Source organism: Gordonibacter faecis, assembly GCF_030077735.1.
Classification (GTDB): domain Bacteria; phylum Actinomycetota; class Coriobacteriia; order Coriobacteriales; family Eggerthellaceae; genus Gordonibacter; species Gordonibacter faecis.
Genome location: NZ_JASJEU010000019.1, coordinates 95,233 through 108,762 on the forward strand (window position 1 = coordinate 95,233; position 13,530 = coordinate 108,762).

At 58.2% G+C, this 13,530-nt stretch carries 8 protein-coding genes; 7 read left to right on the forward strand and 1 reads right to left on the reverse strand.

Features of this window, described 5'->3' with window-relative positions; all coding sequences use genetic code 11:
- Positions 1-36 precede the first annotated feature (36 nt).
- From QNJ86_RS09785 to rlmKL, 7 genes are all read left to right on the forward strand, one after another.
- Complete coding sequence (locus QNJ86_RS09785) at positions 37-2,940, forward strand: ATP-binding protein (protein WP_283832434.1); 2,904 nt, start codon at positions 37-39, stop codon at positions 2,938-2,940.
- A 198-nt stretch (positions 2,941-3,138) separates the two neighbouring features.
- On the forward strand, positions 3,139-4,395 hold the full coding sequence (locus QNJ86_RS09790; protein WP_283832435.1) for an MFS transporter: 1,257 nt from the start codon (positions 3,139-3,141) through the stop codon (positions 4,393-4,395).
- A 24-nt stretch (positions 4,396-4,419) separates the two neighbouring features.
- Positions 4,420-6,657, forward strand: coding sequence for a molybdopterin-dependent oxidoreductase (locus QNJ86_RS09795; protein WP_283832436.1), 2,238 nt, complete (start codon positions 4,420-4,422; stop codon positions 6,655-6,657).
- A gap of 1 nt (position 6,658) precedes the next feature.
- Entirely contained in the window at positions 6,659-7,000 is a 342-nt protein-coding gene (locus QNJ86_RS09800) for a 4Fe-4S dicluster domain-containing protein (protein WP_283832437.1), read from the forward strand.
- Positions 7,001-7,354: 354 nt separating this feature from the next.
- Entirely contained in the window at positions 7,355-8,893 is a 1,539-nt protein-coding gene (locus QNJ86_RS09805) for a helix-turn-helix transcriptional regulator (RefSeq protein ID WP_283832438.1), read from the forward strand.
- 121 nt (positions 8,894-9,014) lie between these two features.
- A complete protein-coding gene (rpoD, locus tag QNJ86_RS09810; RefSeq protein ID WP_283832439.1) occupies positions 9,015-10,238 on the forward strand; it encodes an RNA polymerase sigma factor RpoD in 1,224 nt (407 codons plus the stop codon).
- Between the two features lie 429 nt (positions 10,239-10,667).
- The gene (gene rlmKL / locus QNJ86_RS09815) at positions 10,668-12,974 is read left to right on the forward strand and encodes a bifunctional 23S rRNA (guanine(2069)-N(7))-methyltransferase RlmK/23S rRNA (guanine(2445)-N(2))-methyltransferase RlmL (RefSeq protein WP_283832440.1); all 2,307 of its coding nucleotides are present in this window, start codon (positions 10,668-10,670) and stop codon (positions 12,972-12,974) included.
- Positions 12,975-12,983: 9 nt separating this feature from the next.
- Here the strand turns inward: rlmKL and QNJ86_RS09820 are convergent, their stop codons facing one another.
- Positions 12,984-13,526: a hypothetical protein gene (locus QNJ86_RS09820; protein WP_283832441.1), complete on the reverse strand. Its 543-nt coding sequence runs from the start codon at positions 13,524-13,526 to the stop codon at positions 12,984-12,986.
- Between the last annotated feature and the right edge of the window lie 4 nt (positions 13,527-13,530).

Below are 13,530 nucleotides of genomic sequence, written 5' to 3' on the forward strand. Positions count from 1 at the left end.
AATATTCGCCCGAGCGGTTGGGGAAAGGGGAGAATCGTGAAGAAGTTGGCAGCGCGCCTTGGGGGTGTCGTGCTGGCCTTCGCGCTGGCTCTTACCATGCCGTGCGCGGCGTTGGCTGAAGGTAACGGGTCGGTATCTCCTGAAACGGCATCTCAGGGGGTAGTTTCTGCACCGGAAAAGAGCACCGGGGAGGCGCATATATCGGAACAAGGCAGCCCATCAGCGGAGCGGCGGGTGGTGCGTGTGGGGTTTCCTCAGGCTGAGGGCTTTGCTATGGTTGATGCGACGGGGCAGCGATCAGGGGTGTTGTACGACTGGCTTGTGGAAATAGCCAAGTATACCGGCTGGACTTATGAATTCGTTGACGGCTCCATAAACGACCTCGTGGATCAGGTTGCAACAGGCGAAGTGGATATGATGGGTGGTATGTTTATCCGCGAAAGTTATCGCACCGCCTTTGACTACTCGCACTACAGCACGGGTTCAAATCTCTGTCTGCTTATTTGCCCTGAAGATGACAAAACCATCGCGAACTTCGACGTAAGCACACTCAAAGGTAAAACCATCGGCGTGTTCAAGAGCGCTCGCGAGAAAATTCGCCGTCTGCACAATTATTTGGACTTTAACGGGCTGGACTGCACCGTAGTTGAGCTGGAACTAGAGGATTACCAGGACTGTCTCAAAAACGGCACCGTCGATCTTATGCTGGGTAGCGATGTGGAGGTTCTTGAGGGGTATAAGGTGGTTGCCTCGTTTCCCGGTGAGCCCCATTACGTTGGTGTGGCGAAGGAAAGCGGTCTGCTGGCGCCACTCGATGATGCCATGACTCAGATTTACGCGGCCGACCCTAGTTTTGCCGAGCGGCTCTACGCGCGTCATTTTCCCAACGCATACGATAGTCCCATTGCCTTTTCCGATGCTGACCGCGCGTACGTGAATGAGGTAGACGAAGTGCGCGTAGCGGTAGTGGTTGGGCAGTATCCGCTGTATTACGAGCGTGAGGGAGACTATCGTGGGCTGACGAAGGACGTGTTCGACCTTGTTTCTCAACGGACGGGGCTCACCTTTCGTTTCGTGCATGCTGCCACCTATGAAGATACGTTTGAACTGGTGAAACGGGGTGAAGCCGATCTTGTGGGCAGCTTCATGGAGGATGAGCGCGCCGCTGCCACGAAAGGCTTTGCGCTTACGGCAGCCTATGCGTCCTTTGATGACGTGGTCTTTCGCAGCAAGAGAGCATCGAGTGACGATGGTCATGTGGTGGTTGCGCAGGTTGCGGGTCGCGAGAATCTTGAACCTGCCGGGGCTACCGAAGGTACTCAGGAAGTTGAAAGCAAGCGCTATCCCACCTTCGTCGCCTGTTTGGAAGCGGTGAATGAGGGGAGTGTCGACTTCACGTGCATGCCGTCGGCCTTTGCTGAAGCCCTGTTCGCCGACCGCTCGTTTCCAAACGTTGCCCCTGCAACGGCGAACCGCCAGCTGACGTCGTTTTCGGCAGCCCTTCCCGAGCCGGTGAATTCACAACTCTATTCGGTGCTGAGCAAAGCTGTGAACAGCTTTACCGAAGAGGAGCGCGCCGCGCTCGCGTCGCGCAACTCCGTGCCCCTTGTCAGTCGCCCCACCTCTCTCAAGTCGTTTGTGGCCGAAAATCCGCTCTTTGGCGTGGGGGTGCTTTTGGTGTTCGCGCTGTTGGCGGGTGCGGTTGCGGTCGTGGTGGCCACCTCTAAGATGCGCGCGCGTATGATGGAACTCAAATTGACGAAAGCTGAAGAAACCTCGCGCGCGAAATCGGACTTCCTCTCGCGCATGTCCCACGAAATTCGCACACCCATGAACGCCATCATAGGATTGTCGAACGTGGCATCGCTCTCTGGAGAGGCGACTCCGTCTGTCAAAGCAGACCTCGAGAAGATCAACGCCTCGGCGAAATACCTGTTGTCGTTGGTCAACGATATTCTCGACATGGCGAAAATCGAAAACGAAAAGATGAGTATCAACGCCACTCCCACGCGCCTCACGTCGCTTGCCGACCAGCTTGAAAGTATGTTCAGCTTCCTCGCGAGTGAGAAGCACCTGCGCTTTGAGGTGTCGTGCCCCGTTGACGATACCGTGGTTGTAGACGACGTGCGCCTCCAGCAAGTGCTGGCGAACCTACTGTCGAACGCCTTCAAGTTCACGGAAGCGGGCGGCTCCGTGCGCCTTTTCATTGAGGAAGAGTCGCGCACCGAGGACGCCGTCTGTTTGCGGTTTGTTGTGGAAGATGATGGCACCGGCATTCGTCCGGAGGACGTGGAGCGCATCTTTAAGTCGTTTGAGCAGGCGGCTGAAAACCATCGCAACGCGCAAGGAACGGGCCTTGGTCTGGCTATTTGCAGCAACCTTGTGCGCCTCATGGGTGGCACGCTTGAGGTGGAAAGCGTCTTCGGCAAGGGTTCGAAGTTCAGCTTCCGTTTGAACCTTCCCTTGGTCGACGAGCCAGAAGACCAGGGCAGTTGCCTGGCGGAGTGTGCGGGTGTGGAAACGGGTGAGGCGGAAGCGCAGCCGCTCGCCGGCGTACGCGTGCTGTTGGCCGAGGACAACGATTTGAACGCTGAAATAGCAACCGCGCTTCTGGATTTGAAGGGTGTCGAGGTGGAACGTGCCTGCGACGGGCGCGAGGCGGTTAACTTGTTCGTTGCCTCGGAGCCCGGGTACTACAACCTTATACTGATGGACGTGATGATGCCCGAACTCGATGGGCTGGGCGCGTCCCGCGAGATTCGCGTACTCAACCGCCCGGATGCGCGCGAGGTGCCCATTGTGGCGCTGACTGCTAACACGTTCCAGGAGGATCGCGACGAGGCCGTAGCCGCCGGCATGAACGGCTTCGTCCCTAAACCCTTCGAAGCCCGCCAACTCTACGAAACCCTCCAGTCACTCTTACCTCCGAAGCCTGAATAGGTGGATGGATGGCTCACAGTGCGCTCGTGCGAAGAAGGCTCGTAGTTTAGGCTTTAGCCAGGTCAAAGCTTCCTACTACGTTTTTTCCGATGACCGTAGTGTTCTAATACGCGCTTTTCCCCGATGACGGGGTTGGGTGGCGTTCCTATAGTTCCTTGCAGCCGCGGCTTAGTACGCATCGAAGCAAGGAGGAAATCTATGGGAGCGAAGAGATCGTCAACGACCGGATGGGTCGTCACGCTGGTGGGCATACTGGCTGCCGTGATGATTGCCATCAACATGTTTAAGGTGCCACCCACCATGGGCCTGCTCATGGAGGATTTGGGTATTGGCCCCGCGCTCGGTGGCTGGCTTATGACGGTACCTACCATTACCGGTCTTATCCTGGCGCTGCCATCAGGCAGCCTCACCGACAAGTTCGGTCCAAAAAAAGTGGGTTTGTTCGCTATTGTGTCAGCTGTTGTGGGCAGCCTGATGGGTGCCTTCATGCCGACGATTGAGCTTCTGCTGGTGAGCCGCTTCATTGAGGGGTTAAGCTTCGCGCTTATTGGTGTGGCGGTGCCGGCGCTTATCTCCATGTGGTTCTCGCCTGAGAAGAGCGGCATGCCCATGGCTATCTGGTCAGGTTGGGTGCCCATCGGAATGCTTGCCATCTTCACGGGTGCAAACTTCTTCATTGCCGCTGATGATCCGGGTACGTGGACGAATGTGTGGTGGCTTTCGACCGCGCTGCTCGTGGTTGCGGCCGTGCTGTTCTTCATCTTTGTCAAAGCACCCGAGGGTTATGCGCCTGAAGATGCGCCGAAGGTTTCAATCATTGAGGGCATGAAGTCACCCGCAACGTGGTTGCTGGCTGTGATTTTCGCCATGTTCGCGTTCATTATGTATGCCGTGTCAACGTTTGCGCCGACGTATTGCATGCAAGAACTCGGCTTCAGTATTGAGGACTCGAACCTCTACTCAAGCCTGATCACTGTTGGCATGATTTTGGGTGTAGTCATCATGAGTCCAGTGCTCAACAAAGTTGTCAAGCTGAAGAGTCGCTTGTGGCTTTTGGTGGTTTCGATGATTCTCACGGCGCTCATTGCCATTCTGGCGTTCAACGTTCCGCCAAGCATGACGGTGGCTGTAATGCTGATTACGGGTATCGTGCTCCAACTTGTGCCGGCTGTGGTCTGGCCTATCGGCCCGGTAGCTGCTGTGGCCCCCATGTACATTGGCACCACGTTCGGCGTAATCGCTCTCGGCCGTTCTATCGGCGGTTTTGGTAACGCTTCCATTGGTACGCTCATTGAGACGTCGGGATGGGGTGCAGCCATCATGGTGCTCGTTGGCATCGGCGTAATTGGTGTGGTTGCGTGTCTGGCGCTGTTCAAGTTCATGAAAGAAGACCCGGCTGAGGCCGCCACTGATGCTCCACAAACAGAGGCTGGCGCAGCTGCGTCCGATAAGTAAGCAACACGACGAGAGGAGGATGGAATGGAAGAGCGAGACTATAAGTTCGTGAAGCACGAAAAGCCCTACACCTATCGCGAGGGTGATCTGACGGTGACGCGGGGGAGTGCTTGGTCGGGTCCGGGGTGCCACTTGGGTTGTGGCGTGCTGCTCTACACCGATGACGACGGTAAGCTGGTTAAGGTGGAAGGCGATCCGGAAAATCCGTTCAATGAGGGGCGCTTGTGCGTACGTTGCCTTGACCTGCCCGAAATGGTAAACAACCCCAAGCGTTTGACCTATCCCATGAAGCGTGCGAAGGAGGATCGCGGTCACGATAAGTGGGAGCGCGTCAGCTGGGATGAGGCACTTCATCTTATTGCCGATGAACTCAACAAGGTGAAGAAGACCTATGGTCCTGAGTCGGTTATTTTCTCGTGTGGCACGGGGCGTGATATCGCACCGTATATCACGCGCTTGTGCTGGTCGTTTGGAAGTCCGAACTTCGTGAACATCTTCTCGGGCAATGCGTGCTATCTGCCGCGTGTGGCTGGCTGCATTGCCACGACTGGCGCGTTCTGGGTTGCCGACTGCGCCCAGCAGTTCCCTGACCGCTACGACAACCCTGAGTGGCAGCTTCCCGAGACCATGTTTATCTGGGGAAATTATCCGCTCATTGCGAACTCGGATGGTTTCTTTGGTCACTGGGTGGTTGATCTTATGAGACGTGGCATGAAAATTGTCATGATCGACCCGAAGGTTACGTGGCTCTCTGCTAAGGCTGAGGTACATCTGCCCGTGAGGCCGGGTACTGATGCGGCCCTGGCGCTCTCAATGATGAACGTCATTATCAACGAAGATCTGTATGATCATGATTTTGTTGATCGCTGGTGCTACGGATTCGAAGAATTGCGCGAACATGTGCAGTCATTCACGCCCGAATATGCTGAAACCACAACGTGGGTACCGGCCGATCGTATTCGCACTGCGGCGCGAATCCTTGCCGCAAGCAAGCCGGCCACGCTCCAGTGGGGTGTGGCGGTTGACATGACGAAGGAGGCGTTGCCGGCTGGTCAGGCTATCATGGCGCTCTTCCAAGTTACCGGAAACGTGGAAATACCTGGCGGTATTATCGTGCCGCCTGAGATTCTTAACTACGGCGGCGGTTGGGGCTTTGAACTTCTGGGCGATGAGCAGAACGAGAAACGCTTGGGTCTGGATAAGTACTCTCTGTTCCGTCTGGGCTTCCAGGCGGCGCATCCCAACACCACAATTGAGGCGATGAAGACGGGCAAGCCCTATCCCATTAAGGCAGCTTGGGTGCAAACGTCGAACTTCCTCGCGTGCATGTCGGCGAACTCCACGGATGTTGCTGAATGCTTCCGCAACCTCGACTTCGTGGCGGGTGCTGATCTGTTCATGACGCCGACAATTATGGCGTTCTATGACGTGGTGCTGCCTGCTTCCATGTTCCCTGAGCGCGATGGCGTGCGTCTGGGTGACGGCGCGCAGCGCGCTGAGGCCATCAATAAGGTGTGCCAGATCGGTGAATGCAAGTCCGATATGGAAATCAACCTGGCGTTGGGTAAACTGCTCGCACCCGAGGCGTGGCCGTGGGATAACGTGCAGGACATGTTTACCGAGATGATAAAGACGTCTGGTATCACGTTCCCCGAGTTGCGCGAAGTGGCACCGGTGTACTTGCCCTTCGAGTACCGCCGACACGAGAAAGGCTTGCTGCGTCCTGACGGAAGTCCTGGCTTCTACACGGCAACGGGTCGTATTGAGCTGTGGTCGACGTACTATAGCAACGCCGGGCTCGATCCGCTGCCTGTGTTTGACGAACCATCACCTGGCCCGATTGCAACCCCGGAGCTTTTGGATGAGTACCCACTCGTGCTTTGCACGGGTGCGCGCCGCTGGCCGTTCTTCCATTCGGAACACCGCCAGGCAGAACGCCTTCTGGCCATGTATCCCGACCCGCTCATTGAAATTCATCCCGACACGTGCGCCCAGCTCGGTGTGTCTGACGGTGACTGGGTGTGGGTGGAAAACATGCTGGGACGCGCAAAGCGCCGCGTGAAGAAGACACCCATCTTTGATCCCCGCATCGTGGCGGCAGACCATGGCTGGTGGAACCCTGAGGGTGACCCCGAGAATCTCTACGATATCAAGGAACTCTGCATTAACAACTTGATTCCTTGGGGCAACGGCAAGAGCGGCTTTGGCGGTAACTATAAGACAAACCTGTGCAAAGTTTATCCGGTGAAGGATGGTGAGTAGCATGGCGGAATATGGATTGCTCGTCGACTACGAGTGGTGCACGGGATGCCATTCCTGTGAAATGGCATGCGCGGTTGAGCATGCGTTTCCTGTGGGACAGTGCGGCGTGGTCGTGTGTGAGATAGGTCCGTGGAGCTACGGACCAGCGAATGACCGCTGGCAAGTAGGGTATCAGCCGGCGTTTAGCGATCAGTGCGACCTTTGTGCCGCTCGCACGGCTGTGGGTAAGCTTCCGGCCTGTGTACACCATTGCCAGGCGAAATGCTTGGAGTACGGTGAACTCACCGATTTGGCGCACAAGATTGGCAGCAAGTCCAAGCAGGCACTGGTTGCGCTCGCCTAATGGAGCAAGAACATCGATATAAAGCAGTGTGGGAGGGCGGCAGTGAAATGAATGCCGCCGCCCCCACTGCTCCGAGTGACGTTACTGAGATCGCTGGATCCGTGGAAGGGGAAAGTGCGGATGTGGTGTCGGGCGCGACTGTTTGTGCACAGCTTGAGGCTGCGGGTCGCCAAGCGCTTGCGCGGGCAGGAATTGAGTGTGTTCCACCGCCCGGGATTACTCCGGCAGAGATGATAAACTATCCATGCGATCAGGCAAAATGATGATTTGAGACATCATATTCTTCGGGCGCATCGCCTGTTGTGCGGTGCGCCCGCTTGGGGGGATTCTAGCTCGGAAGAGGGGGTGGTGCAGGTGGAGAAGCTTTCTGCAAAGGAGCGGATGCTTCGATTGCTGCACCGGTTGGCGGGCGGCCAAGCTGTGTCGTCCGATTCACTTGTACACGAGTTTTCTGTGTTGCCGGTTCTTGCGGTGTCGTGTTATTGGATTTGGCTCTACATAGCCTATTCGCTTGATGTGTTCGTAGTCCCTTTCGAAGATATCGTGCGCTTCGATATCCTTCAAAAGGGATTTGGCTTTCTAGGGGCAGCCCTGTTTATGATTGTTGTCGCGCGATTGCGCACGGCGACATTCTTCGAACGTACCCCCTTTCTTCCGCTCTTTGCCCTTGGTGCGGCTGCATCAATTGTGGTGGTATCGGCGCTTGCGCGGGCGGGGATTGTGGTAGCGGTGCCCGTAATTCTCCTGGTATGGCTGCTTATGGGAGCGGGTACCGCTGCGGCGTTCCTTCGTTTGTTTGACGGCTTGCAGGGGGCGGGCCAGGACCGGTTTTGTGCGATTAACTCGCTGGCGCTCCTGCTCTCAGGATTCTTCTATTTGCTGTTGCTTGGCTTGCAAGATGGTATACGGTTGGTGCTCACAATTTTTGTCGTGTGCTGCACTGCGTTTGCGCCACTCAGCACACCGGGATCTGGCGCGGCGTCTGGCAATGATGATGGCGTGAGTGCTGGAAACGGGACAGGTGGTAAGCGAGAGGTGTCTGCTGGTGGGGTAAAGTCACCGCAAGCGCCCGCTGCAGCGGCCGTGAGTGCACTTCTCAGTTTTCGCGGAGAGTTGTTTTTGTTAAGCGTGGTCTTTGGCTTGGCTTACTGCTTGGGTATTTCGCTCAGCACGATGACGGGAAGTTTGGAGTTCATTTGGCTCTCCCTTTGTATTCCGGGCATCTTCCTCATTTTGTACAGCGTGTTTTTGAAGAATCGTATGTCGGTGCGCGTACTGCTGACCTTCTTGTTTCCTATTGCAGCGTTCTTTTTGCTGCTCTTGCCGTTCAGCAATCCCTTCGGGCTCGTGTTGTGTTGCAGCTTGCTGGTGATGTGTTTCACTACGTATGACGTGCTTAATGTTGTGCGCTTGCGCAGCATTATTGCAGCAAATCGGCTGCCCCGTGCAAAATCGTGGGCAACGGGTCGTTATCCGCAGCTTGCAGGCTTGGTTATTGGCTGGACCATCGGGTATGCGATGTTGCTTTCTGACGACGCGCTTAAAGGAGTACTGCCTGCTGTGTGCGTTGCGCTGGTGGTGGCGATTGTTGGCATGCTTACACGTTATGTATGGAAGTTCAGCGATGCGCCGACGGGAGTTTCCCAGGTATCAGAGGAAACCGTTGAGCAGGTTTACGATGCCATTGCGCTGCGCTATGGGCTCTCGCCCCGCGAGTGTGAGGTTATGGCGCTCTTGGTGCGCGGTTACAGCACCGAGCGCATTGGCAAAGATCTCAGTATTTCTTATCACACCGTAAAGACGCACGTGTACCACATTTACCAAAAGGTGGGAGTTCACGCTCAGCAAGAACTTATCGATTTGGTGGAAGAACGGCTTCGTTTGATGCGGTAATGTTCTCCGCGCGCCCCTTTCCTAAAAAGGGTAGTTTGTGATATACTGCTCCGCTGTATCTTTGCGCCCGGTGCGTGTGCTGCAGCATGTCCGAGCGCATCTTGTTGGAAAGGAAGATCACGTGGCCCAAGCCTCTAAAAGCAAAGCCTCTGAAAAAGACGCCAAGAACGTTGCGAAAGCCCCGATCGATACCGAAGAGATACTGGACGACGATGAAACGCTCGACGTCGAACCCGACGTGAGTGCCGCCGATACCCTCGACGAAGACAAGCTTGAAACGAGCCTCGATGAAGACGAGGACCTGCTTGAAGGCATTCCTGAAGAGGAGCTGAAAGCAACCGTTGAGGTGCAACTGCCGCGCGTTGGCAAGAGCAAGGCGCGCGTTGCACGCAAGCGCAGCGCCGATGCGGGCGTGACCATGCTCACGGGCGACCCGGTGCGTATGTATTTGAAGGAGATCGGCAAGGTTCCGCTGCTGACCGCCGCTGAGGAAATTGACCTGGCCATGAAAATTGAGGCCGGTGTCGCCGCCACCGAGGAACTTGAGCGTGCCGAAGACGAAGGCATTGAGCTTGAGCGCCGCGAGAAGCGCCGCCTCGGCCGCATTGAACAGGTGGGCCTCGACGCCAAGCAGCAGCTCATTGAAGCGAACCTGCGTCTCGTGGTGTCCATCGCCAAGCGCTACGTGGGCCGCGGCATGCTGTTTTTGGACCTCATCCAGGAGGGAAACCTCGGTCTCATCCGTGCGGTAGAGAAGTTTGACTACACGAAGGGCTTCAAATTCTCCACGTATGCTACCTGGTGGATTCGCCAGGCCATCACGCGCGCCATCGCTGACCAGGCTCGCACCATCCGTATTCCCGTGCATATGGTGGAAACCATCAACAAGTTGGTGCGCATTCAGCGCCAGTTGCTGCAAGAACTCGGCCGCGAACCTACGCCCGAGGAAATTGGCAAGGAGATGGGCCTGCCCGCCGAGCGCGTGCGCGAGATTCAGAAGATCTCGCAGGAGCCGGTGAGCTTGGAAACGCCCATCGGTGAAGAGGAAGACTCCCAGCTGGGAGACTTCATCGAGGACGACGCCGCCGTGGTGCCGCCCGATGCCGCCAGCTTCAGCATGCTGCAAGAGCAGCTGTCGAAGGTGCTCGATGGCCTTGCCGAGCGCGAGCGCAAGGTAATTAGCCTGCGCTTCGGTTTGGAAGACGGGCATCCTCGCACGCTTGAGGAAGTGGGACGCGAGTTTGGTGTCACGCGTGAACGCATTCGCCAGATTGAGAGCAAGACGCTGGCGAAGCTGCGCCACCCCTCGCGCTCTTCGAAGTTGAAGGATTATTTGGAGGACTAGCAGGTTTCGGCGGCTTACCAGCCGCCGAAAATTCTCGACGCTGCGAAACCCCCTCGCACCGATCCTCGCCCCTTTTTCGCTTACCTTCGCGTACCTCAGTACGCTCAGCCGCGAAACGGGGCGATTATCGGTACGAGGGGGTTTCTCGCTGACTGACTAGCGCCAACCGGGGAGAAACTTGTTCTACCTGTGAGTTTGACTTACTTGCGCCAACCAGCGTGTCTTTGGTTTAACCAGCGATACTTACTATGCTAACCCGCGCGTCGCTAAGTTCCACCTGCGGCAAACTCACTCCGCTGATTGGCAGTAGCCTATTCCACCTGTGATTTTTACTGAGTTGTGCCAACCTGGCGCCCTCTTACCCTTCTCCTGTTTTATCCTTGCTCAGTGAATCAAACTTACTTCCCTTGATGATTGGAAATGTGCGCCATGGATGCCTATAACCTTGAATTGTTTGCGAGTTGCCTTGCGGGGTTGGAGGGGGAGTTGGCTGAGGAACTCAAGCGGCTTGGCGTGCGCCGTGTGCGTCCGCTTGGCGGGGGCGTGGCGTTTTTCTGCGACGCGCGGCGGGCGCTGGCGGCGTGTTTGTGGTCGCGGTTGGCGTCGCGCATTTCGCTGGTGGTGGGGCGTGTGGATGCGGCGAGTGCCGATGCGCTGTATGACGGCGTGCGGGCGCTGCCGTGGGAAGAAGTTATTGCGCCCGGTGCGAGTATGGCGGTGCAGGCGCATGGTATGAACGCGGAACTGCGCAACACACGCTTCACAGCGCTCAAGGTGAAGGATGCGGTGTGCGATAGGCTGTGTGAGGTGCGCGGGCAGCGGCCTGACGTGGACGCGGCGTCGCCGGATGCGCTCGTGGATGTGCGGGTGCGCGAGGGGCGCGCCACCGTGTCGCTCGACTTGGTGGGTGCGTCGCTCTACCGGCGCACCTATTTAACCCCCGATGATGGTGCTGAGGCGCCGCTTGAGTGTGCGCTGGCCGCAGGGCTGCTGGCGGTGGCTGGCTGGCGCGGCGAGGTGCGCGGCGATGCGGCGCTTGTTGACCCGGCATGCGGCGACGGTGCCGTGGTGGTGGAAGCCGCGGCGGTGGCATGTGACCTTGCACCAGGCCTTGCGCGCGATGCGTGGGGTTTCTTCGGCTGGGCGGGATTTGATGAGGACGTGTGGGTGGACGTGCTCGACGAGGCGGACGAGCGTTTCGAGCGCGGTTTAGCGGCGCAGCTGGGCGAAGGGGTTGCAGCCAGCTCGTCGGTGGCACCCGACCTTACACGCGTGCGCATTGCGGGCCTTTCTACCTCGTCGCCAGCTATTGCGCGGGCGCGCGGGCGCGCCAAGCGCATGGGCTTGCGTCAGGTGGTCAGCATCGAGCACGGAGGTGCGCAGGAGGCTTCTGCGCTCGTTGAGCGCACGGTGGCCGCCGCCAATGCCGCCAACGTCACGGGCACCGACACCGCAGCGCTCTGTCTGGTAGCCAGCGTGCTGGGTGCGCGCGAACAGGCTTCGGAAGCCAGCGCGCAAGCTCATGCTGCGGCCTTTGTTGCCGCTGCTCAAGCGGCGCCGGTTGGTTCGGCGTTTGCCGTGGCGGGTGGCCAGGCGGTGGAAGATCGCTTTGGCATTGCGCCCGCTCTTCGCACGGAACTGGGCCGTGATCGCGTGGCCGTTGAGGCGCTTGTGTTCGACAAGCAGCCCGCTCAGGCGGCCGTCGTGGTGGTTCCTGACCCAGCGGGTGGTGCGGAACATCGCGTGGAGGTGCTCGAACAGGGCTCAGACCAATTCGCCGCGCGCCTGTTCAAGGTGGCCAAAGAGCACCGCAAGTGGGCACGCCGCGAAGGGGTGGGGTGCTATCGCGTGTACGACGCCGACCTGCCCGAATACGCGGTTGCCATCGACCTCTACACCGGTGCGGGTGATGCTGAGGGCAACCTCTACCTGCACATTGCCGAATATGCGCCGCCGTCGTCCGTCGACCCCGCGAAGGCGCGCCGCCGCTTCGATGACGTGCTGGCACTCGCGCCCGTTGCGCTGGGGGTTCGCCCTGACCACGTGTTTGCCAAAACGCGCCGGCGTGACAAGGGCGGCGCGCAGTACCGCGATGCCGGACGGCGCAGCTACGTCACACAGGTGCAGGAGGACGGCTTCCTGTTGGAGGTGGATCTGTCGGGGTACTTGGACACGGGGCTCTTCCTCGACCATCGCCTCACGCGCGCGCTCGTAGGACAGAAGGCGGCCGGCAAGCGCTTCCTCAACCTGTTTGCCTATACCGGCGCAGCCACGGTGCACGCCGCCGGTGGGGGAGCGCTCGAAACGTGTACGGTCGACCTGTCGCAGACCTACCTCGACTGGGCGCGCCGCAACATGGCCGCAAACGGCTTCGAAGGCCCGGCGCACGCGTTTGAGCGCGCCGACGTGCTCTCCTGGATCACCGAATGCCGTCGCTCGCCGCGCCGCTTCGACCTAATTTTTGTCGACCCGCCCACGTTCTCCAACTCCAAAGCCATGGGCAGCCGCACGTGGGATGTACAGCGCGACCACGTGGAGCTGCTGATAGGCGTGTCCCGCCTGCTCACCGAGGGCGGCGAGGCCGTGTTCTCCTGCAACCTGCGCACCTTCAAGCCCGACGTCGACGCGCTTGCGAAATACGGCGTGTCCCTTGAGGACATCACCGCACAAACCATCCCCCACGACTTCGAACGTAACCCCAAAATCCACCACTGTTACCTGGTGAAACGCGCATAATAAAGATGGCTATTGCGCGTCCGACGGCACGGGTGCGCAATCGGCTTCCCACTGCTCTAAGATCACGCTGCCGCGGTACTTGTACACGCCGTAGATGCCGGCGAAATCGTAGCCGGCGCAGGTGAACGTGCCGCCGATGGAGGTCACGAACTCAGCGGCTTCCACGTTGAACGCGCCACGCTGGAAAACGTAGAAGTTCGCGATGTTATCGCGGCTGCCTGTGGGGGCCAGCATGAGGCCCGTGCCAAACTGGATGGGCAGCCCGTCACCCTTTAAGCGCAGGTTCTCAATTATGAGGTCGGGCTCGAAGCGGTAGATCCAACTCTTGCGCTTAAGTACCGCCCACGCGGCCCACACCGACGTGTTCTTCTGCGTCTCGTCGGCGTACAGCGCGTTGAAAAAGTCCTGATAGGACGTGGCCCCGTCCAAGTACGGCTCGTACTCAGGTAACACGTTTGACTCTGACGACACATACAACAACAAGCGTTCCAACGTCGCCCGCGAAGCCAGCGGCGCCCCCTCAATACTGGTTTTCAATTCGGCATAGTCCATGGGA